The following is a 23,742-nucleotide window of genomic DNA, read 5'->3' on the forward strand; positions in this document are numbered from 1 at the left end:
TGTAATTTCGACAAAGATTAAGTTCTAAATAAAGGAAAAAGCAATTCGGGTGGTGACAGGCACCACCCGAATTTTGTCGAATTGAAAAACCCCTTATCAAGATTCTAGACCTGATAAGGGGTTGCTTTAATTTATAGAGGTAATAATGCTACTGCTTCTTTTTTCTTAAGTTCTTCTATCATGTTTAGCCACTCTGCTGGTTTGTCTGGTAGTACAGAGTAGTATGTTGATAAGAAATCTACCACGAGTGAAGCTGGTAGTTCTGTCAGTTCTTCGCTAATTGGCATGAAGCAAAGATCTAGACCTGTAACAGCTTCTCCGTTATTTTCCCATGATGGGTGAACGTAACTGAAGTCTAAGCGTTGGTAGCCTAAGTGTGATAATACTTCACGACGTACAAATGGGTTCATCATTGGGACGCCACCGAAATCGAAATCGTCTTTTTGGTATGGATCGTAGATTTCAGCAAACATTCCTTTTAGTTGTTGACCACCGTTTTCTTTTGCTAACTGTTGAAGATGAGCTAAGCGGTTATTTGCTAGGAAGCGACCTAAACTTAATCCAGCTTGACTCACGATCGTGAAATCAGTCATGGCGGTATTCCATTGTGGATAATAACGATACTCTGTAATACCCACAACTTTACCTTCATGCACAGCCACGTAAACGAAGATGCTAGGATCTTCTAACGGCTCTTTCCAAAGGGAGAATTCTAGTACTTCTTCTGGTGGGAATACTTCTTTCATTAGATCATGTAATTGCTTAAATAGTGGATCATCTATACTTTGGACTCTTACATATTCCATTTGTTCATATCTCCTTCTGGTGAATTAGCCTTTAATTTTAATATCGTGCCAATCTGTGTATAGGTCTGTTCTGCGATCTCTCCATGTTGTAACAGAACCCTTTTCACGTACTTCATATAGTAGGCTTAAATCAAGATCCGCTGTTACGATCATATCGTTGTTTAATTCACCTTCCGCCAACAAACCTTGTGGAGGGAATGGTATATCATTAGGTGTAATGATTGCCGCCTGGCCAAAATTAGCTCTCATAAAATCAACCGTTGGTAAGGCACCGACCGTTCCTGTTAACACGACATACACCTGATTTTCAACAGCACGTGCATGACTTGTGTAACGAACACGGTGGAAACCATGGCGGTCATCTGTACAAGAAGGGCAGAAAATAACATCAGCACCTTTTGCCTTTGCAATACGAACAATCTCTGGGAACTCTATATCATAGCAAGTTAATACCGCGATTCTTCCCTTTTCTGTGTCAAACACTCTAAATTCATTACCTGCAGCCATATTCCATTCATGGACTTCCGTCGGTGTAATATGAAGCTTCGCCTGCTCCTCAACACGACCATCTGGATAGAATAAATGTGCCACGTTATATAATTTATCATCTCTGTTGATTACATGAGTGCCACCAATAATATGCATCTTATGCACAACAGCTAATCTCGTAAATAATGTAATATATTGTTCCGTAAAGCCAGGAAGCTCATTAATCGTTAAGCTTGTTCCTTGACCTCCGCCAATTGACAAAAGCTGTGTCGTAAAGAATTCAGGAAACAATACAAACTCTGAACCATACTCAGCAGCTGTCTTCACATAATGTTCACACTGTGCGGCGAACTCCTCAAAAGACTGAATAGAATGCAAGTGATACTGCACTGCAGAAACACGAAATTTCATCTATCTACCCCTCTCTAAAAATCAATTTAATTCGATTATAAACATTACACATGAAACTACAAGGGATAATACTCATATTACATAAAACTCCACAAAACGTTCACATAGTAACGCTGTAAAGCATCGGGGGCCAGGCCCCCGATGCTTTACAGCGTTAAAGTTTGTTATATATGTATCACTCATCTCCTCCATTAAAAAGCAGAACCCGTTCCAGTGAAACGGGTTCTGCTCGGTTTCCTATTCAAAGATTGTATTTGATAACAGACGGAATAAATAGTCTGTGTGATCACGGAATCCAGGTTCAAGTCCGATTAATGTTACGTCTTTACTTGGTTCTTTGATGATGACTGGTTTTCCTTGTGCAGCTTCTCTATTTTTCCAGTGACCTGCTACAAAGAAGTCAGCTGTGTTGGCATAGGTTGCAATTATTTCTTTACCAGATGTTGTACCTTCAAACCACGCTGGACGGTAGACAAATCCAATGTCGTTTTGGTTATAACCTTTTGTAATGGCATTGTCGTTATAGATTACATTTACAATTCCGTTACTGTTTGACGTTCCTGTCTTTACCGTTACATCTGTTAGTCCTAATGTTACTGTTGCATTCGCAGAAGCAGCTCCTACCGAGATATACTTTCCACCGTTCTCTATAAATGCAGTTACTTGACTCTTGAATTGAGCTTGCTGAGCTGTATCTAATACAGCGAATTCACGATTCGCTTCTCTGGATTGTGGGGTGATTAGACTATTTGTTGCACTATATACAAACACATCAAACCCTTCTAATCCCTTGGTTGCCACATCACGAGGGTGAAGTTCTGTCACATTAAAGCCTAGACGCTCTAGTGAGAGCTTCGTTCCTGCGTGTGACTGTGCCTTGTTCATACCACCGTCTTTAAGTATGGCTACCTTTAACTTTGTAATTGCTGTTGCGTCACTTGGAGTAGCACTCGTTTGAATGGTCAAACCTGATTGGCTAACCAGACTTTTTACTATATTACTTGTTCCATTGAAATAAAAGTTTCCATCTGTTCCTTTTTTAACTTCCACTCCACTTGCTAACAATTCATTCACAAGGTTTACAGCTTTTACAGAAGTATTAGGGATCATAAACGGCCCTTTCCCTACAAGCTTACCTTGCTCATTTACACTGTTCACCTTAACGGATTGTACGTTTACTTCAGCTTGAACTGGCACCGCTTCAAAGCCCCATAGCTCTGGTAAGCTCCATGCAGAAATATCATACATGGCAGAAGTTTGTTCAGTAATGTCTTCCCCATCCCATAGCATCGTATTTGCTAAACCAGCTTTAGCTTGATTCATCGGAACAATGTAAGTACCTGCTGGATATTTTACTCCATTAGCAGTAAATGATTGTTTCGCTTCCTCTACCACAACATCATTTTTCAACAAGTGATTTACAGCTTTTTTTGTAACGGTCGGGTCTTGTTCATCCACAGGTAAAACATATGCTTGTGGGAAGAAGTTTTCTTTATGGGTTGGATGCTCATTTAGAATTCCACGTTTAAACATTTCAATTTGATCTGTGATCATTTCTGTACGGTTTTCCGTCGCATACTTCAACGCACCCATTACTGCATCATACGTCCACTTTACTCCATCTTCGTCATTTGTTGGCGCCTCAAGTGTATGTGCAAAAGCTCCGTGGTACATGGCGTACATTGGTGTGAAAATTGGTGGGTAATCATCCCACCCAGCAGCATCATCACGGTAAGGAATATACGTACCTACCATATTTTGATATAAACTTGATGATGAATAGCTTGCTTTATTACCCATAATTTCCGATTCCATCGCTACTGCTGCATCAAGGGCATGCTTCATGTATAAATCATACTCATAGTTCGGATTATGTGGTGGCGTACAAGGCTCAATCAAACCTTGTAAGTTAGGACTATAATTCTTCACATATCCATGTAAATCCAGTAACACCATCGGATTCCATTCCGTCATTAATTCAACAGCTAACTGAGTTTCTGGCTGAGATTGTGTAATAAAATCACGATTTAAATCTATTCCATTTCCGTTAAAACGAGTTCCGTCCACACGCCCGTCCGGATTCGCCACTACATTTATAATCAATATGTTATTTTCTAAAATTGATTTAGTTACTTCATCATTTTGAGTAGCTAAGCGCTCAATGAGCTGGATGGTCGCATCTGTCCCAACATACTCCGTTCCATGAATAGAAGAGTTAATCATGACAGGAACTTTAAAATCAGGATTTTTTTCGATCCAAGCCTGGGCTTTTTCAGGATTTTTAAACATTTGCTTCCTAAGAGCTTGAATATGACCATATTTCCCCTTTGCACTTGGATCTGAAACAGTTACCACGTACAGATCATGTCCTTGAGATGACTGGCCTTTCACCTCCACTGTAATACGGTTACTTTTCTTAGCAATCTCCTGAAGCTTCTCTCCAATTTTGGAGTACTTTAGAAAATCATAGTGTTCAGCATTAAATAAACTTTTTTCGGCTTCTATAAGTTCAATACTTTGTGCATTTTTAAAAGATTGACCGTTTGCATATGTATTGAAGGGGACAGAAGCTAGTAAACTCAATGATAGTACACCAGTTAATACTTTCTTAGAATAGTTCATTATTATTTTCCTCCATTGATAGAACATCGTGAACAGACCACGGATTCTATATGTATAATTATTCATTTACCCTTAAAGATTATAAATTTTATAAAGAGGAATTAAAAGATGTTTTTTTCGACAAATTTCACGAAAGATTGTCCTATTACAGATTAAACAAAGCGAAAACCTGACAAACACAAACGTACCTCAAGGGACACCCGAATACATAATTATACACAATCAATTATTAAAAACCTATGAAGGAGTTACTACTTCGTGTAACAAGAGGTAGCAGCCAGAAGCGAATAGGAACAACACTAACAAAAAAGCACAACCAGTATTTTTTACTAGTTGTGCCCTTTTTATATGAATCTATTTTTCTAAATGAATATATTCCCCTGGTCCTAGTGGTAACCCTAAGAAATACCATACAGCAAAGAGAATCACCCATACGATCGCGAATGCAATCGAGTATGGTAGTAACGAAGACATGAACGTCCCGATTCCAATTTTCTTATCGTATTTTTGAGCAAAGGTTAAGGCGATTGCAAAGTAAGCAAGCATTGGTGTAATCGGGTTCGTGATAGAATCCCCGACACGGTAAGCTGCTTGAGTAAATGCTGGGCTGTAACCTAGTAGCATAAACATTGGCACAAATACCGGTGCAAGAATCGCCCATTTTGCAGAAGCACTTGCTACTAATAGGTTAATTAACGCTGCAACAACAATGAATCCTAGAATTAACGGAAGTCCTGTTAGACCAATTGCTTGTAAGAACTCAGCACCCTTTATCGCAACGATTGGCCCTAAGTTACTCCAGCTAAAGTAAGCAATCATTTGAGCGGCAACAAACGCAATGACAATATACGTTCCCATACCCGCCATAGATTTCGCTAAATGATCAGCTACATCTTTGGATGATGTTAAAATCTTAGCAGCAAATCCATAGCATAATGCCGGTACTAAGAAGAACACCATCATCAGTGGAACTAAGCTAGACATAAACGGAGACACCGTTAATGAACCCGTTTCAGGATGTCTTAAAAGTGCACCTTCAGGTAAAGTAAGGAATAGAACAATAGCAATTAAGATACCTAGAGAAATCGCGGCCCACTTTAAGCCTCTTTTTTCATCAGCTGTTACTTTTTCCATGGCAATTTTTTCGCCAGTATATGTACCTAATCGTGGTTCAACAATCTTGGCAGTGACGAATACTGCAACTGGTACTAACACAAGACATGAAACAACTAAAAAGTAGTAGTTCATCGCTGGGTTCGCCACATAATCAGGGTCAATTAACTGTGCACCTGTCTGTGTAAAACCTGCAACGAGAGGGTCAAGCATACTTAAAATGAGGTTTGCACTGAATCCTCCAGCAACAGATGCATACGCAGCTGCTAGACCCGCAATCGGGTGTCTGCCTAAAGCCACGAAAATCATCGCAACGATTGGAGGTAATACAACCATTGCCGCATCGGCTGCAGCGTTACCAAGCATGGCCACTAAGACAATCGTTGGTAAAATTAATTTCTTAGGAGCATTTAAAAGAGTCGTTTTCATAAAAGCAGTTATAAGTCCAGTAGATTCAGCTACACCAACACCGAGCATTACGACTAACACTAATCCTAACGGTGGGAAGCTTGTAAAATTGGTTACCATACCTTCTAAGATCTTAATTAAACCAGCACCTGATAACAGGTTTACTACTTCAATCTTTTCCCCATTCGCCGGGTTCACTGCCGTAGTTCCTAATGCAGAAAAGACAGCTGAAGCAATTAAAATAAGAGCGGTAATTCCTACAAAAAGCATGACAGGATCCGGTAGCTTATTACCGTATTTCTCAATAAAGTCTAGGAAAGCATTAAAGGCTCCCCTTTTTTTCACTGAACCTTCCACTTGTGGATTTGAGTTCACGTTAAATCCCCCTTTTTCTAGTTGTTATATTTATTTTTGATATTGCATGACTGCCTTCGCTAAAATCTTTGACGCAACTAACATTGATCTCTCATCAATATCAAATTTCGGATGATGGTGAGGATATGTAACTTCCCATTCAGGATTACCTGCTCCTGTAAAGAAGAACGTTCCTTTTACATGCTGTAAATAATAAGAGAAATCCTCTCCTCCCATTTGCGGAGCAATTTCATATACCTTTGTAACGCCAGGAACCGTCTTCGCGCATTCTGCCACGAACTCCGTTTCCTCTTCACTGTTAACAGTAGCTGGGTAACCTCTGACAAATTCAAAATCATAGTCTGCATCTGCTGCCAAACATGTACCTCGAGTAATTCTCTCCATTTCCTGCTCAACTAGATTACGAACGTCCTCTTTAAACGTTCTAACCGTTCCATCAATCTGAACCGTATCCGCAATGACATTAAAGGCATTTTTTGCAACAAAATTCCCAACAGAAAGGACCGCAGAATCTAATGGATCCACTCGACGGCTTACGATTTGCTGTAAATTAGTCACTAATTGGCAAGCAACAACCACCGAATCCTTCGTAAAATGCGGCTGTGCACCGTGTCCGCCTTTTCCTTTAACCTTGATATGGAAGCGGTCAGCTGCCGCCATGGTTGGACCACTTCTAAAACCTACTTCACCAAGCGGACCTGTTGCCCACTGATGCGTTCCAAAAATGACATCAACACCTTCAAGACAGCCATCTTCAATCATGGCAATGGCTCCTCCAGGCTGATATTCCTCGGCATGCTGATGAATAAATACAACCGTACCTTCTAACTCATCCTTCATGCTGTTTAACGCCTTAGCTAGAACCAATAGTTGAGCCGTATGAGCATCATGACCACATGCATGCATAACGCCATCTTTCTTAGATTTATACGGCACATCCGTTTCTTCCTGAATCGGTAAAGCGTCAAAATCAGCTCGCAGTGCAATGGTTGGCCCTGGCTTTCCACCCTTTAATTTAGCTACTACTCCTCTTTCACCGACACCGGTTCTGACTTCATGACCTAGCTTCTCATGATATTCAGCAATGAATTTAGGTGTTTCAACTTCTTCAAAAGAAAGCTCTGGATTTTCATGCAGATGTCTTCGAACCTGTACCATTTCCTCGTAAAGATCATCAAGCTTTGCGAATAAAGTTTCCAAGATTTAGTCCCCCTTTTTCTGTATGTGGTTAGTTGCAAGATTGCCTTCCTGTTAAAATACAAGAGCATTACCAATAATTAAAATATTTAGAATAATTATGTATTTCTAGCAATTCTATATACATTTTTACCCAACGTCAACCGTTTTTCTTAATTTTTTGTATCCTTTACAATTTTTTGTATATGAAAATTCCTTATTTTTTGGAACGAAGAATCGTATGCATTACTTGCATTGTTGAAAAAATACAACTTTGATATATGGTCGAATAGAAAATTGATCTCCTATCTTACTTAATAGGTTACACAAAGTTTTTTTTGCAAAAACAATTTATTGAATTTTAAGAATTTTTAGTAATATAATACAGCTATAAACTTAATTCTATTTTTCGGTGTGAGAATAATCTCTTATAAGAAGAACACAATGCCATAGAGAATAGTCTTAAAGGGGATAGGGTTAACTTTAGAGTTACTTGCGGAGAAAAGAACCGGTTGATTTAATGATAGATTGTATTTTCATATTCAAGTAGATGGGAAGAGAGTTAAATGACGATTCAAAACAATAAAGCCATTCATCCTTTACTTCAATCATTTATACCAATTGCAGAAGGAATCGCAAAAACCTTTGGAGAGTTTTGCGAGGTTGTTCTTCATGATTGCACAGTTCACCCCTCATCCATCGTTGCCATATTTAACGGACATGTGACTGGAAGAAAAGTCGGTTCCCCGATTACAAATCACCTTGCAAACATCAAGAAAGAGATGAGTAATGATGACTTCATTAACGATGCTAATATTTCTAAACATGGAACCATCAAATCTAGTTCTATGTTTATAAGAGATGAAAACCAGCAGGTCATCGGCTGCTTATGTATTAATATTGAAACCGTATACCTGCAGGTGGCAAGGCAAGTTATTGATAATCTTGTATCTTTTGCACCAATTGAACAAAAAGATGAGAAATTCGCTCCTGACATTAATGTTCTACAAGACCAATTAATTGATGAAGCGGTTGTCGTGATTGGAAAACCAGTTTCTCTAATGGATAAGCAAGAACGGGAGGAGTTTGTACGATACCTTGATAACAAAGGCCTCTTTTTAATCAAAGGCGCTGTCCAAAAAGTGGCAGAGCTGTTGAACATATCAAAATATACTTTGTATAGCTATATTGAAAAAAGTTAACATTCGGGGCCACATTTCTGTCCCCGTTTTGCTTAGGAAAAAACATTAATTATTTCGGAGGAGACCTCATTGGGAAACGAAGAATATTTGCTTGAACGAATGCCCTGGCCATTGATTAGAGAAATAATTGATTCTGGAATGGATACTGTTATTATTTGTACCACCTCAGTCGAGCAGCATGGCTATCATTTATCTAAATTGTCGGATACACTGATTGGTCAGGCAGTCGGACTGCTAGTTGCAAAGAAGCTCGGAAATGCCCTACTTGCTCCAGTAATTCGCCCTGACCTGTCACAGCATCACATTCCGAAGGCTGGAAGTTTAACCTTACGTCCTTAGGTATACCGCGGAATCATCGAGTATAATGTCACATGCTACAAAAAGCATAGTTTTAAAAAAGTACTCATCTTCTCCTCACACGGAGGTAACTTTGCGGAAAATGAAAAGATCATTCAAAGCCTAAAAGACACACATCCTGTCATGCAATTTGTAGTGGACTAACACTTATGCAGTTAATGGGTCTCATGACACAGTTTGAAAAGAAGTATGGTCTGGTTGAAGGAAGCTGCGGACACGGCGACGCCATGGAAAACTCTGTTACGCTTCACATTGCCCCGGACCAAATGAACATGGAGAAAGCAATCCCTGGATACGTCGATCCAATGACAGACGAGGTCTTAACAGATCTTAGGTGATCCAAGACAAGCAAAAGCAGAATGGGGCCAATACTTCCTAAACCTTTTTTCTGATGAAATGGTGAAGGGTGTTAATAGAGATTTTCATTAGCACTGTAAAGCATCGGGGGACCTGGCACATTGGCGTTGAGGCTCTAAAGCTGTTTGTTCCTTAATCAACCTTTCACTCCATAACCATTAAAGATAAATTCCCTATGTGTAGTTGTTACAGCAATAGCCCCAGACTTAATTGCATTTTCAATATCTTCTACCAAACGAATAAGTCCCCCTGCAATAATCGGAAGCCCGAATCGGTCAAGTACCTCTTTATAATGTGAGGCATCACAGCAGGTAATACTTCTATATAGTCAGGCTCTGATTTTTCCAATAAGCTGTAGCTTTTTCTCTTGCAACAGAATTTATTAGGAACTCTGGATAGCTACTACACGCTTTTGAAAACCTATTAATTTCTTTTAATACAGATTATTTCCTTTCAAAATGAGAGGATGATAGCCTATTTTAATGCTTGACTGCTTTCACGAATGACTAAATGCGAAGGAATGACTACCTTCTTTGGGAGGCTTCGATTTGTTTCCGCACGATCTACAAGTAAATCAACAGAGGTTTCTCCCATGAATTCCGTATAGATTTTAACTGTAGAGAGTGGCGGTTGGACAAACTTTGAAGTGGCAATATCATTAAAGCTAATAACAGAAATGTCTTCTGGTATTTTAATAGAAGCCTCGTGTAATGCACGAAGTCCACCGATTGCCATTGAATCACTACCTATAATAAACGCCGTCGGTAGTTTCCCTTTAGTGATCGCCTCCTTCATTAGAGCATAGCCATCCTCTGCTAAAAACCTCCCCGAAAATACGAAATCTTTGTTATATAAGTCCCTAAGCTTTAAATATTCATAAAAAGTTACATCCCGCTCATCTCGCAACTGCTGATTTTCACCAACATATTCAACTCCACCAATATAGCCAATTTCTTTATGTCCTTGTGAAAGTAAATGCTCAATGACCTCAATCATCGACTTTCTGAGATCCACGACAACAGAATCATAATTAAGCTCATCTGGTGAAGAATCAACAAATACAATATTCTCGGTACAGGATGTAAATGTAGCGATATCTTCTGTCGAAAATTTTCCAATGGCGATAATACCATCTAATTCTTTTAACCAGTCAATTTGAAGAGAGTTTGATTGCTTAAATAGCTTGACTAGTTCTATTTTACGCTGAAAACATTCCCGTTCCACACCTGTACGTATGCCAAGATAATACGGATCTTCTAACTCTTGCACTTCTGAATACCAATGGATTAAGCCAAATCGCAGAGTTTCTTTTTGCTGTACTCCGTTTCGTGCTCGTAATGTCTTGTAGTTTAAAAGCTGTGCAATTTCAAGTATCTTTTTTCTAGTCTCATCCGATACAGATAAGGTTTCGTCATAGTTTAACACTCTTGATACAGTTGCTACTGAAACGCCTGCTTTAGATGCGATATCCTTTAGTGTAGCCATAGCTTGACACCCTTTCTCTTTATTTACGTGAGTTTTATTCAAGCTAGGCACTACACTTAGGAAGGTACTTGTCATAAGCTTAAAGCAAGTCTAGTACCTCGTTATACTATAGTTTCGTTCCTTCGCTTTCTTACAACCTGACAACTTTGCTTTCATACGGTTTTAATGCAAACTTTTCAAATACTTGATCTTCAGCTGTATGGTTCATTAAAAATAAGAACTCACCTTCAGTTGTTGTACGCTTTACAACCTCAACTCCATCTGGAGACTCTATAAATGTCATGTTATTATTTGTTAAAACATCTCGGGCTATATCCGTTAAAACAGACTCATCTGCCCCATTACCTACATAGTACACGGTACCTTCCATGTAGTCATTTTTAGTGATAGCCGCTTCAGGGTAAAAAGGATCCTCATATTTATAAAGGACTTCTGCTGTAGTTGGTGTGAGGATGTCTCTCCAAACACCGCAGGTTGCAGTTTTTCCTTCTTTTGAACCCACGCCCTTTAATGGAACATACTGCCCTGATGAAAGAGCTTCAATTTCACTGATTTCAATACCGCAAGCTTCTGCTATATATCCAGGGCTCGTTAATTTAAAGTGGACGTTGTTCGTTTTATCTTTTAGACCTGCTCTAAAACTAAATATAATTGTACCACCATTAGCTGCAAATTCCGTTAGCTTTTCACCTAAGTCTCTGTCTATGATTTGTAAGGCTGGAACTAGCAATACTTTATAAGTTGAAAAATCTCTATTCGTTGAGATTACATCAATCGGTGTATTTAGCTTAAAGAATGGTGTATAAAGCCTTAACAGCTCATTTGTAAAATCAAAGTCAGCACTTTGTTGCTGGAAGCGCCATGACCAAATATTATCATAATCATAAAGAGCTGCTACTTCTGCAGCAATAGGTGACTGTAATACATTTTCATACTGGACGATGTCAGTAAAAACAGACTGCACTTCCTTATACTTTCTTCCATATTTATTGTCATGGTCAACAACACCATAACAGAATTGCTCCGCACCTTTTGTCATCCCTCGCCATCTAAAATAAAGGAGATCTGTACATCCATGTGCAAATGCTTGATATGACCACATTTTCGCTTGATTAGGACGAGGTAAATATCCAATGATGTTATGCCCTTGTGCGCCCATTAATTCTTCAACAATCCAGTAGTTTTTTCCTAGTAAACCGCGGTTGAAGTCATGAGTCATGGCGATCGCTGCTGGTGGAATCGGCTCTGCTAATCCTCCCCACACTGGATAGTTGTCATAAGAAACGAAATCCATTAACTTTACGTTTTCTTCATGATCAAACCATTTATGAAAGAAACCACCCGATACATTTGTTGTTACGAGCTGGTGCTCACCTTTTAAGGATCTGACAATTTGTGTTTGTTCATGAGCATAACTATTTACTGAGTGTGAACGAAATCTTGCCCAGTCTAATTGTAGAGAAGGATTATGTGTTGTGATTGTCTTCTTAGGAACCGGGATTTCAGAGAAATCATTATATGTTTGACCCCAGAAAATCGTTCCGTATGTTTCATTTAATTGGTCAATAGATTCATATTTTTTTGCTAAAAAATGCTGGAAGGCATTATGACATTTTTCACAATAGCACATGTCACTACCCTCATGACCAAATTCATTATCAATTTGCCAGGCAACGATAGCTTCTTCATCTCGATAATGATTGAGAAGTTTTTCAGTAATTTGGGCACTATACTTTCTATAAACATCTGAGTTAAAGCAGTATTGTCTTCTACCACCAAATACACGGACATTCCCACTTTCATCCTCTGATAGGATAGAAGGATACTTTGCTGCAAGCCATGCAGGGAAAGTAGCAGTTGGTGTACCGAACATGACATATAAGCCTTGTTCTTTTGCCTTTTTGATTACCTCGTCAAAGAAGGAAAAGTCAAACTCCCCTTCTTTTGGCTCCATTAAATGCCAAGCAAACTCCCCAATACGAATCATATTGGAGCCAAGTCCTTTAATTCCTTGTAAGTCCTGATCCATCATATCTTTCGGCCAATGCTCAGGATAATAATCTACTCCGATATACATTTACTTTCCTCCTACTTCAATATGAAACCACCAATTAAATGTTCCATTACCTTCTACTGTGGAAACTTTACGAATTGATTTTGCTACATAGACACTGTCATATACACCTGTACATGGCTCTAACGCCAAGTTGTAATCTCCTCTATATCCACCCTGTGTCTTCCAGATCCCTAAGTACGGAATTTTATCTGCTGGGTAATAGTAAGTAAGGGTCCGGTTTGTATCCTCCTGGATAATTCCACATTTCCCCTCTTGAAGCTTATTTGTGAAGTAAAACTTTTCACAATTATTAGCAGTTACCGGCTCCATTTTAGATAAATCTAATAGCTGACCCGTTTTTAGGGATTGGGTAACAGGATAAGAATGCCTTGTACCCCATTCACCAAGATGCTCTGTTCCATGCTCAACCGACATGACTTCGTTTAAAGCAGATGGTAGAACTATCTTGGTTGCTTCATTACAACGAAGTAAAGCATGCGGGGTCCATATAAAGTAAAATTCATTCTTGCTTCGATTGATTACTTTATATTCTAAACATAAACGATTTCCATCTAAGTAAGCTTTCTTTTCTAACGTATACGGAAATACCTGACTTTCCACTGAGAACATGATGGACTGGTCTTCTATCTCATAGTTCCATGGCATTGCCCAAACCTCACCATGGTCAGGTACAACTTCTCCACTCACAGGGTACAAGCATTGATCAATGCTTGGAAACACCTCGTCAAAACCGCTGGAGTCAAATTTTGAGAAATCTGCCCCGTATGGTGGAATAGTCAGACTTTCCTCTGCTGATTGAAATAGACGTTCCTCATTCGTTACTTTATCAATAAATGAAGCAAGCTTACTTCCGTAATCAGGTAGGAATGTAGCTATGATCCATTCATTTTCGAGTACAATACTCTTTATGCCTTTATACATGCTTTCTTTCATTCGCTTAACTCCTGTAAATAGGTAATAAATCGTTCAAACGCTTTTATTCCTTGATCATCCTGCTTAAATACACCTGCATGCTCTAGAACAGTCGAGAACCTTTTCCCCACTTCCTCCTGCAGGAATGCTGTTGGAGAACAAGTATTGTTACTATAAGCTTGCTTAAGATCCTGGTACCAATCCCAATGCTTTATAAGGTGTTCTGGCCATTCATTTTGTTCAACAGGCTTCTCAAGATAAGACTCTATTTGCTTGAGTTCTTCTTTTAACCGACCTGGCAAAACAGCAAGTCCCATTACTTCAATTAGCCCGATGTTTTCCTTTTTAATATGATGAAGCTCTTGATGAGGGTGGAAGATCCCGTCTGGATGCTCCTCATTGGTTCTATTATTTCTAAGCACGATATCCATTTCATATCGTTCACCAGAGCGTCTAGCTATTGGTGTTATCGTATTATGTGGCGTATCATTCGTATTAGCCAAGACTTCAGCTGCTTCATCATTATAGGAAAGCCATTTTGACCAAATATACGTTGTCGCGTTTAGTACATCTTCCTTATTTCCTCTTACACGTAGAACAGACATAGGCCAATGGACAAGATGAACTTCACAGCTTGGAAATTGTGATAATGTATACGTTCTTAAAGTAGCTGCTCGTTCAATTGGGAATGTATAGTGACCACCTTGGAAATGATCATGACTCAAGATGGAGCCGCCAACGATGGGAAGGTCAGCATTAGAACCCACAAAGTAGTGTGGAAACTTCTCAACAAAATCAAGCAGTCTACTAAACGTATCACGTGAAATCTTCATGGGTAGATGCTCTGCACGAAACACGATGCTATGTTCATTGTAATAAACATAAGGAGAGTATTGTAAAAACCAATCTTCCTCATGTAAGGTAATCGGAATGATACGGTGATTTGCTCTAGCAGGGTGACGCAATGTCCCTTGGTATCCTTCGTTTTCCGCACAAAGCAAACAAGTTGGATAGTTCGTTTGAGGAAGCTCTTTTAACTTCGCTATTTCCTTTGGATCCTTTTCAGGTTTAGATAGATTTATTGTAATATCGATTTTTCCGTATTCTGTCTCGGTTTGCCATTTCAGGTTTTTTTCAATACGATCCATCCGAATGTAATTAGAGGCTGTGCTTACTTGATAATATCGATCAGTCGCTTTTTTAGGATGTTTCGTATATAGGTTTGAAAATTCACGAATTAGCTCGGATGGACGAGGGAGTAAGCAGTTCATTAAAGTGGCATCTAATAAGTCACGTTCTGTGGTTGTGTTATGCTCAATGACTCCTGCTTCATATGCCCAATCTACTATTTTTTCTAGAATTAGATGAGGAGATGAATAACTCTTTACTTCAACGATCCCTGCCTCTTTCCACTCATCTAAGCCAAGAGTCGCTAGTAAGCGGTTTTGAACATATATACGATCTTCTTTTTGTAGCAATTTTTGCTCTAAACCGTATTTGATAAGCTCATTCAATGCATAATAAGGCTGTTCCTTCATCACTATTCACCTCTATATCCATTCGGATTTTGCTGATGCCATTCCCAGGCTGAAGTGACAATTTCGTCAATATTTTTATATACCGGTTTCCACCCAAGGACTTGCTTCGCTTTCTCTGAAGAAGCAACTAATTTGGCAGGGTCACCTGCTCTTCTTTCTTCCAATAAAACTGGAATGTCATGATCGGTTACTCTTTTGCATGATTCAATGATTTCTTTAACAGAAAAACCGTTACCGTTCCCTAAATTAAATATTTGACTTTCATTTCCTTGTCTTAAGTAATCAACTGCCAATAAGTGTGCATCGATTAGATCTAGTACGTGAATATAATCACGAATACATGTACCATCCGGTGTAGCATAGTCCTCACCAAATATGGCGATGGATTCGCGTTTTCCAAGTGGGACTTGTAATACAAGTGGAATTAAATGCGTTTCCGGCATGTGATCTTCGCCTAATTCTTTCCCATACGCACCAGCTACATTGAAATAACGAAGTGAAACATAGCGTGTTCCATTTGCGGTCTCTACCCAATTCATCATCTTTTCAATTGTTAGTTTTGTTTCTCCATAAGTGTTCGTAGGAGTGGTTGGTTCTTCCTCTGTAATTGGAAACGTTTTAGGCTCTCCATATACAGCTGCGGTAGATGAGAATACAATTTTCTTTACACCGTATTCACTCATGATTTCTAGTAAAACTTGTGTACCATATACGTTATTATCGTAATACTTAAGAGGATTTTGCATACTTTCACCAACTAAGGAATTAGCTGCAAAATGAATGACCGTATCAATATCGTATTGTTGGAAAACATTTTTCAAAAACTCTCGGTCCCGAATATCTCCCATGCAAAAATGAGCATCAGGGTGAATGGCAGCTCGATGTCCTGTTTGTAAGTTATCAACGACAACCACCTCTTCCCCCTTTTCAATGAGTTTAACTACAGCATGGCTACCGATATAGCCTGCGCCTCCGCATACTAAAATCATTGAATTTGCTCCTTTCTATTTAGCTCCTTGGCTCCGCAACCTACACCTACTACATAGAAACTTGCCTCATATCCTACTTTCTCTTTGTAGGCCGTACCAACCTGTTCGATAAATGAATCAATGTGTTCATTATTAACGATATTAACCGTACATCCGCCAAAGCCTGCACCCGTCATTCTCGCCCCAATTGTTCCTTCATGCTTCCACGCAGCTTCTACAAGAGTATCCAGCTCCATGCATGATACTTCATAGTCATCTCGTAAAGATAGGTGTGATGCTTTCATTAATTCACCGAACTGCGTTAAATCTCCAGCTTTTAATACAGTAACCGCTTTAAGAGTTCTCTCATTTTCTGACACAGCATGTCGAACTCGAAGTATTTCCTCATCTGAAAGAAGTTCTTTGTACTCTTCAAATTGTGCTAGAGATAATTCACCCAGTGAAGAAATACTTAGCTTAGCTTGAAGCTTTTGCAAAGCTCCATCACAGGTAGCTCTTCGCTCATTATAAGCAGAGTCAGCAAGACCTCGCATTTTATTTGTGTTGGCAATTACAATTGAATTATTTTGCAGCTCCATTGGAAGGTATTGATAATCGAGCGTATCACAGTTTAGAAGAATTGCCTGATCTTCTTTCCCCATACCAATTGCAAATTGGTCCATAATGCCGCAGTTTACACCAATATATTGATTTTCTACCTTTTGACTTAGCTTAACAAGTGGGATTCTATCTACATTTAACTGATAAACCTCGTTCACCATGACAGCTGTTACAAGTTCAATGGATGCTGAAGAGGATAGCCCTGCACCATTTGGGATATCTCCAAAGAACATAGCATCAAATCCTTGTGTAAAAGATTGACTTTTGTTCATCTCCGCAATAATCCCTTTTGGATAGTTCGCCCAATCATGTTCTTTATTATAGGACAGGTTTTCTAGAGTAACTGAGATGGTACCAACCTCTTCAAAATTTTTAGAGTATAGGTTTATCTTGTTGTCCTCACGCTGTCTAATCACTAAATAAGTACCAATTTGAAGAGCGCAAGGAAGGACGTGTCCCCCATTGTAATCAGTATGCTCTCCAATTAAGTTAACTCTTCCTGGTGCAAAAAATAAACGCAGATCGTCTATTGAACCACCATATATGCTTGTAAAATTGTGTAATAACTGTTCCATTCCGATCTCCCCTTAATTAAGTGCCTCCAATTTCCAATACATCCCTTGAAAATCTCCTACTGCCTCTTTGTTAGTTTTTGCTGTCTGAACCGTTCCTGTATAAAACGGCGGAAGTATAAATCCAGCATTCATTAACTCATCCCCGCCTAGGGTTAAGTTCATCCCTTTAATCTCATACTTCTTATCAGTAGATAAGCCTTTTAAACGAACTCGTTCAAATCCTGGATTCGGTTTTGCTAGTATTCGATAATAACCTAAGATCACTTCGTTTTGATCCTCAGATATAACCATCCACGCTACATCGTTTTGTTCAAAAGGACTTTTTAACCGATAAAAAGTACCCTGTTGAAGTAGCTTTCTATTTTCTTTATAGAATGCAATATCGCACTTAATAATTTCCTTTTCTTCCTCAGTAAACTTTGTTGCATCCAATTCGTACCCAAATACACCAAACATAGCTACAGCAAACCTCGTATGAAGAGGGACTGTTCTCCCTACCTGATGATTCGGAATCGCTGATACATGAGCTCCGATTGACGATAATGGATAAACGTATGATGTACCATATTGTATTTTTAATCGTTCGATTGCATCTGTGTTATCACTTGCCCATGCTTGAGGCATGTAATAAAGCATGCCTGGATCAAAACGATTCCCTCCACTTGCACATGACTCAAATAAGACGTGCGGAAAACCAGTAGTAATCCGATCCAGCAGTTCATATAAACCCAAAATATACCGATGGGCAATTTCTCCTTGATGTTTTGAGCCCCATGCCACGGACCCAATTTCTGTCATATTACGGTTCATATCCCATTTTACATAGGTAATATTTGTAGAGGATAAAATTGCCGCTACTCTTTCATAAATATAGTCACGAACCTCTTTTCTAGTAAGGTCTAGAATAAACTGGTGACGTCCATGCGACCTCAATCGCCCGGGCATATTAAGCACCCAATCCGGATGCATTTCATATAACTTACTTTTTTCAGAAATCATTTCTGGTTCAAACCAAAGGCCAAAAGATAGACCCCTCTTATTAAATTCCGACGCTAGCTTTTCTAAACCATTTGGTAGTTTAGATAAATCTACAAACCAATCACCTAGTGAAGTTCGATCATTATTACGTCCTTCAAACCATCCGTCATCTAAAACAAATAAATCAATTCCGAGTTCCTTTCCTGCATCTCCTATAGCAAGTAGTTTTTCTTCATTAAATTGAAAATAAGTGGCCTCCCAGTTATTGATTAAAACCGGACGTTCTTTATCCCGCCATTCTCCTCTCGCTAAACGAGTACGATATAAACGGTGGTAAGTTTGACTCATTTTATTTAAGCCTTCATCTGAATAAACCATCACCACTTCAGGTGCTTGAAACGTCTGTCCTTGTCTTAAATTCCACCTGAAGTCAAACGGATTAATCCCCATAAAAACACGAGCTGTATCATAATGATCCACTTCTACTCCAGCTAGGAAATTTCCGCTATAAATGAGGCTAAATCCATACACCTCACCACTATGTTCGGTCGTGTGTGGTGCCTTCAGGACTAGAAATGGGTTATGCTGCGAGCTGCTTGTTCCTCTCTTACTATCAATATATTGCACTCCTCGAGCTAACAATCTATTTGTAACATGACGTTCTCTAATCCATGCCCCATCTAGGTGACACATTTCATACTCAGACGTAGGTAAGTCTATTACAGCACTTAAAAAACGTTCAATATTGATATCTTGTTTTCCATTGTTTCGTATTTGCGCACTTCTCGTAATGACATTCTCTTGCTCATAAACTGTATATAAAAGATCTATTTCAGATGCAAGCTTCTCGTCCTTCAAGGTAATACATAGGGTGTGAGCCTCATCCTCATGTTCAACATAGGTTGCAGGAAGGCCTGTTAGTCCCGGCTTCCCTTTCATTAGTTTGTAAGACTCATAGACGAAATTCGTGATTCTGCTACCATCCTCTTGCCATAAATGCAAAGCAGGCTCTCTAAAATCAGTTGTTCCATAAGAAGGAAATTCCTGTTTAATTGCCTCTAATGAGAAGGTGTCATCTCCCTCAAAAGGGAACGTAGCATTTCCGATTGGTTCATTTGGTATCACTAAAAGGTGTGAAAAGCTTTCAGCTTGTTCAATTCTTTTTCCATAGTATAGTTGTCCCAATTGCCCATTACGAAGAACCGTAAAGATGTAACTGCTGTCTTTTGATTGCAAATGGAACTGTTTTAATTCCTCATTTAGATGGATTGGCATGTTCTACACTCCTCTACTTCACAGCACTTCCAAGCATTCCAGAAATAAACTGACGTTGCAGTGCTAAGAAGAAAATAATTATTGGTACAGTCGCAATTGTAACCCCAGCCATTACCTGACCATAATCAATACGGGATAATCCGAATAAGCTTGATAGTGCAACCGGGAATGTATACATATCTGTAGAAGATACTGCGATTAATGGCCATAAGAAGTTATTCCATTGAAACATAAATAAGAAAATAGCTGTGGCTGCTAAAGCTGGCTTCATCGAAGGTAAAACGATTCTAAAGAATATTTTCCATTCTCCAGCTCCATCAATTCTTCCCGCTTCGATTAACGAATCTGGGAAAGCTAACAGGTTTTGTCGCATCAAGAATATGGCAAATGGATACGCAAGGTTTGGCAAGATCAGTGCTTGATACGTGTTTAGCCAACCCAGTGATGCCATCATTTTAAATAATGGAATGATTGTTGCATGGTACGGGACCATCATTGAAATTAAGAAAATAGTAAAGATGAGATTTCTTCCTCTAAATCTAAATTTTGCAAATGCATAGGCTGCTAATGTACTAACAAATAATGCAATAATTGTATAAGTAGTTGAAACGAATAAAGAGTTAAATAGAACCCTTCCTATTCCAATCGATTCATTTAGATTTGTTATATTTACGATTAACTGATCACCAGGAACAAGTACTGGAGGCTTTGAGAACATCGAACCACTCTCGTTTGTTGCCCCAATCATTGCCCAGTAAAATGGGAATAAGGAGACAATCGCACCAACAACCATGAACAAGTATAGAAAGCTTTTACGCAGTGGTTTATTCATCATTTATCATCACCTGTCACTTTAAATTGAATATAGGTTAAGATCCCAATTAACACCACGATGACATATGCAATCGTCGATGCATACCCGAAGTCAAAATATCTAAATCCAGTTTGATATAAATACATCCCTATTGTTAGCGTTGCATCACTTGGACCACCCTTTGTTAAGGTAAACGGCTCATCAAATAGCTGCAGTGTACCAATCGTTGATAAAATACCTGTAAATAAAATCACCGGTTTTAGCTGTGGAATGGTAATGGAGAAGAACTGTCTTATTTTACCTGCCCCATCCATACTAGCTGCTTCATATAATTCATCAGGAATATTTTGAAGTGCAGCTAAATAAATCACCATGTTATAACCGACCCATCTCCACGTCATCGCAATAATTAATGCAGCCTTTGCCCATACAGGGTGTGATAGCCAAGGTATGGAATCCCATCCTAAGCCTGTTAACATTTGATTGATTACTCCATCACTCATTAACATGATTGAAAAAATAATGGAATAAGCAACCAGTGATGTTACAGCTGGCAGGAAAAATGATACTCGGAACAAACCTCTTAGCTTTAATAAAGCTGAATTTAAACAAGTTGCAAGTACAATCGCAATAAATAGCATGATTGGAACTTGAATAATCATAATGACAAAGGTATTTTTCAGTGCTGTTAAGAAAATTTGATCTTTAAAGAGTTTTTGATAATTTTCTAAACCTGTAAATACCATTACTCCGCCTTCACTAGACTGGAAACTTAAAATAAGGGAGCTTATGATCGGATAGACCATAAATACAGAGAATAAAAGAACTGCAGGAGCAATAAATAGGTAGGGGATATATGCTTTTACTTTCATGTCCAACCTCGTCTCTTTTGACATAATTTTTATAATGAAAGGGAGATAGAAAATTTCTACTCTCCCTTTCATTTTTTTACATATTAGTGAGAATTCACTTCGCGCTCAGTACGATCCTTTAAGCGGTCGGCTGCTTCTTGTAAAGCTTGTTTTACATCTTTACCATTAAATACATCAGCCTGAGCTTTAATCGACTCATCTAATGCCATTGAGTAATCGTTTGTAAAGTTAACTGTAGGGATATCCTTCATTTCATCAGCAAATAGCTTCCAAATCGGTTGGCCACCGAAGAATTCTACATCACCTGTGAATACATCTGTGTCATAAGTCGTGTTTAATGAAGGGAATAATCCGTAACTTTCCATTGCCATCAATTGAACATCAGTATCTGTTGTGAAATACTCAAGGAAATCATATGCAGTATCAGCATTTTCAGATGCAGCAGGAATCATCCAACTACTACCACCAAGGTTTGAAGCACGGTTTCCACCTTCTTCAAAGGCAGGTAATAAAAATACTCCCCAGTTCCCCTTGGAATCTTTCGCTTGGTCGATAATTGTACCGTAGTACCATGCACCAAATGGAATGGTTGCTACTGAACCATCAACAGTTGCTGAAACAACACCGTTCCATCCGTCAACATCTTTAATTAATTCAGCATCATCAAACTTCTTTAATGTATCCATCGCTTGAACAGCCTTAGGGTTTGTTAAGTCAATGTTTCCTTCAGCATCAAAGTAGAACACACCTAATTGGTTTAACATCATACGGAAAGTTGGGTCATCCTTGAACTTATCAAGTGGCATTGCATAAGAACCAGTTGCATCCTTAATTTTCTTACCAGCTTCTAAGAATTGATCCCACGTTTCGATTTCATCTGGATTTACACCAGCTTTTTCAAATAAGTCACGTCGGTAGAACATTCCACCAGGACCTGCATCAAATGGCATTGCGTAGAAGCTACCATCAACAGTTGATAAATCCTTCTTAAATTGTGGGAATAACGCTTCATTCTCATCGAAACCTTTTTCAGTTAGATTTAAGAATCCTTTTGGAAATGCTTCGACATAGCCATGAATGCGGTCATCTTCAACAAGAACGATATCAGGTAGTCCTACACCACCAGCAGCTAAACCAGTAGATAGCTTGTCATACACATCTAGACGACCAATGTCTTCAACCTTTAACTCAACGTTTGGATTTTCTGCTTTGAATTTTTCTGCAGCCTCATTTAAAGCTCCTACGTTAACGTTCCAAGCCCAAGCTGTTAAAGTTACTTTTTCCCCATCTGATGCTACCTCACCGTTGTCAGAGCTACAAGCAGCGACAACCATTGAAAAAGCTAGTAATAAAACAAGTAACGAAAACTTCTTCATCTTTCTTCCCCCTCATTTTTGAAATAAACACCCATGTAAAGCGCTTACACTTCACAACGCTAAAATTCAACTAATCTAGCTTTTTATCACATTTAGTAAAATTTTAGTGGAAATAAAGTTTGGAAACTCCGTATAAAACGCTTACATTTGTAATTAAATTTTAGTAAAGTTAATTTAGGTTGTCAATAAGATATCCAAAGCAAATGACGATTAATTTCCATCTTTTTCTACATATTTCATTGTTTTACTAGTTAAAATAATAAAACTGACTATTACTTTACTAATTTATATCATATTTTTAGTAAAATGTTAAGTAAAATTAAGTTAATTTTTACAGTACTAAAATACTCTCTAATTATTCATGTATGCAGAAGACCAGCCAAAAAGGTGGTGATGATGAGGTGTAGGCTCTTGTCTAGATTTACGGGTAGGCCGAAGCCACCTTTTTGTTCGAGGGAGGCAAATCCGTGAAGAAGGCTTCGTAGGCCTCGAACTGCATGAATGGCATCTTCATCTTTAAGTTTATAATTCTCTAACACTTGGATGACTAGTTCAACAATCCCTTTCCCAGCTTCCTGAATTTCAACATCCTCTGGATTAGGTGTTGCTAGAGTAAGTTCATACAATCCAGGATTCTCTCTCGAGAACTGAACATAAGCATTAGCCAAAGCATGCACTGCATCATCGCCTACTTTTCCAACCACCGCATCTGTCATATTCTCTAACAATCTAGTCAACCCCGTTAAGGCTAGCTGCTTCTTCAACTCTTCCAATCCTTCAATATGGTTATATAGTGAAGGTGTTTTAATGTTTAACCCTTTTGCCAATGTCGCCAACGTAACCGCTTCAATTCCTTCTCTATTTGCTAATTCAACCGCAACTTCAATGATTTGTTCTTTTGTTAATCCCATTCTTGGTGACATTCTATTCACTCC

The 23,742-nt window shown here is 38.7% G+C and carries 19 protein-coding genes and 1 pseudogene; 3 read left to right on the plus strand and 17 right to left on the minus strand.

Annotated features, from left to right (window positions below; all coding sequences use genetic code 11):
• Window positions 1-131: 131 nt before the first annotated feature.
• The 5 genes from LT143_RS13885 to LT143_RS13905 form a co-directional block, all read right to left on the minus strand.
• Window positions 132-806 (minus strand): GNAT family N-acetyltransferase, encoded by a 675-nt coding sequence (locus tag LT143_RS13885; protein WP_246943818.1) that lies wholly within the window; start codon window positions 804-806, stop codon window positions 132-134.
• Window positions 807-830: 24 nt separating this feature from the next.
• The gene (locus LT143_RS13890) at window positions 831-1,706 is read right to left on the minus strand and encodes a carbon-nitrogen hydrolase family protein (protein WP_246943819.1); all 876 of its coding nucleotides are present in this window, start codon (window positions 1,704-1,706) and stop codon (window positions 831-833) included.
• 237 nt (window positions 1,707-1,943) lie between these two features.
• Window positions 1,944-4,328, minus strand: coding sequence for a M14 family zinc carboxypeptidase (locus LT143_RS13895; protein ID WP_246943820.1), 2,385 nt, complete (start codon window positions 4,326-4,328; stop codon window positions 1,944-1,946).
• 354 nt (window positions 4,329-4,682) lie between these two features.
• Window positions 4,683-6,224, minus strand: a complete 1,542-nt coding sequence (locus LT143_RS13900; protein WP_246943821.1) for an AbgT family transporter — start codon at window positions 6,222-6,224, stop codon at window positions 4,683-4,685.
• Window positions 6,225-6,254: 30 nt separating this feature from the next.
• Window positions 6,255-7,424 (minus strand): M20 family metallopeptidase, encoded by a 1,170-nt coding sequence (locus LT143_RS13905; protein WP_272495805.1) that lies wholly within the window; start codon window positions 7,422-7,424, stop codon window positions 6,255-6,257.
• Between the two features lie 542 nt (window positions 7,425-7,966).
• Here LT143_RS13905 and LT143_RS13910 point away from each other — a divergent pair.
• From LT143_RS13910 to LT143_RS13920, 3 genes are all read left to right on the plus strand, one after another.
• Window positions 7,967-8,602, plus strand: a complete 636-nt coding sequence (locus LT143_RS13910; RefSeq protein ID WP_246943822.1) for a helix-turn-helix transcriptional regulator — start codon at window positions 7,967-7,969, stop codon at window positions 8,600-8,602.
• A gap of 69 nt (window positions 8,603-8,671) precedes the next feature.
• Complete coding sequence (locus tag LT143_RS13915; RefSeq protein ID WP_246943823.1) at window positions 8,672-8,941, plus strand: creatininase family protein; 270 nt, start codon at window positions 8,672-8,674, stop codon at window positions 8,939-8,941.
• A gap of 176 nt (window positions 8,942-9,117) precedes the next feature.
• Complete coding sequence (locus LT143_RS13920; RefSeq protein WP_246943824.1) at window positions 9,118-9,297, plus strand: hypothetical protein; 180 nt, start codon at window positions 9,118-9,120, stop codon at window positions 9,295-9,297.
• Window positions 9,298-9,452: 155 nt separating this feature from the next.
• Here the strand turns inward: LT143_RS13920 and LT143_RS13925 are convergent.
• The 12 genes and pseudogenes from LT143_RS13925 to LT143_RS13980 form a co-directional block, all read right to left on the minus strand.
• Window positions 9,453-9,670: pseudogene (locus LT143_RS13925) on the minus strand (glycerol-3-phosphate responsive antiterminator); the annotation flags it as partial.
• Window positions 9,671-9,790: 120 nt separating this feature from the next.
• Window positions 9,791-10,801 carry a LacI family DNA-binding transcriptional regulator gene (locus LT143_RS13930; protein WP_246943825.1) on the minus strand — a complete coding sequence of 337 codons (1,011 nt, stop codon included), beginning with the start codon at window positions 10,799-10,801 and terminating at the stop codon, window positions 9,791-9,793.
• A gap of 130 nt (window positions 10,802-10,931) precedes the next feature.
• Window positions 10,932-12,878 carry a beta-galactosidase gene (locus LT143_RS13935; RefSeq protein ID WP_246943826.1) on the minus strand — a complete coding sequence of 649 codons (1,947 nt, stop codon included), beginning with the start codon at window positions 12,876-12,878 and terminating at the stop codon, window positions 10,932-10,934.
• Entirely contained in the window at window positions 12,879-13,811 is a 933-nt protein-coding gene (locus LT143_RS13940; RefSeq protein WP_246943827.1) for an aldose epimerase family protein, read from the minus strand.
• Entirely contained in the window at window positions 13,808-15,328 is a 1,521-nt protein-coding gene (gene galT / locus LT143_RS13945) for a UDP-glucose--hexose-1-phosphate uridylyltransferase (protein WP_246943828.1), read from the minus strand. Before galT ends, LT143_RS13940 begins: the two co-directional genes overlap by 4 nt.
• A gap of 2 nt (window positions 15,329-15,330) precedes the next feature.
• Entirely contained in the window at window positions 15,331-16,317 is a 987-nt protein-coding gene (galE, locus tag LT143_RS13950) for a UDP-glucose 4-epimerase GalE (RefSeq protein ID WP_246943829.1), read from the minus strand.
• Window positions 16,314-17,492: a galactokinase gene (locus LT143_RS13955; RefSeq protein ID WP_246943830.1), complete on the minus strand. Its 1,179-nt coding sequence runs from the start codon at window positions 17,490-17,492 to the stop codon at window positions 16,314-16,316. Before LT143_RS13955 ends, galE begins: the two co-directional genes overlap by 4 nt.
• 12 nt (window positions 17,493-17,504) lie before the next feature.
• Window positions 17,505-19,745, minus strand: a complete 2,241-nt coding sequence (locus tag LT143_RS13960) for an alpha-galactosidase (RefSeq protein WP_246943831.1) — start codon at window positions 19,743-19,745, stop codon at window positions 17,505-17,507.
• Between the two features lie 13 nt (window positions 19,746-19,758).
• Window positions 19,759-20,580, minus strand: coding sequence for a carbohydrate ABC transporter permease (locus tag LT143_RS13965; RefSeq protein WP_246943832.1), 822 nt, complete (start codon window positions 20,578-20,580; stop codon window positions 19,759-19,761).
• Complete coding sequence (locus LT143_RS13970; RefSeq protein WP_246943833.1) at window positions 20,577-21,431, minus strand: carbohydrate ABC transporter permease; 855 nt, start codon at window positions 21,429-21,431, stop codon at window positions 20,577-20,579. The genes LT143_RS13965 and LT143_RS13970 overlap by 4 nt, the downstream gene beginning before the upstream one ends.
• 83 nt (window positions 21,432-21,514) lie before the next feature.
• A complete protein-coding gene (locus LT143_RS13975) occupies window positions 21,515-22,807 on the minus strand; it encodes an ABC transporter substrate-binding protein (RefSeq protein WP_246943834.1) in 1,293 nt (430 codons plus the stop codon).
• 359 nt (window positions 22,808-23,166) lie between these two features.
• The gene (locus LT143_RS13980) at window positions 23,167-23,730 is read right to left on the minus strand and encodes a TetR/AcrR family transcriptional regulator (RefSeq protein WP_246943835.1); all 564 of its coding nucleotides are present in this window, start codon (window positions 23,728-23,730) and stop codon (window positions 23,167-23,169) included.
• Window positions 23,731-23,742: the final 12 nt, after the last annotated feature.

Origin of the sequence: Bacillus pinisoli, assembly GCF_023036475.1 — a bacterium.
Lineage (GTDB): Bacteria > Bacillota > Bacilli > Bacillales > SA4 > Bacillus_BS > Bacillus_BS pinisoli.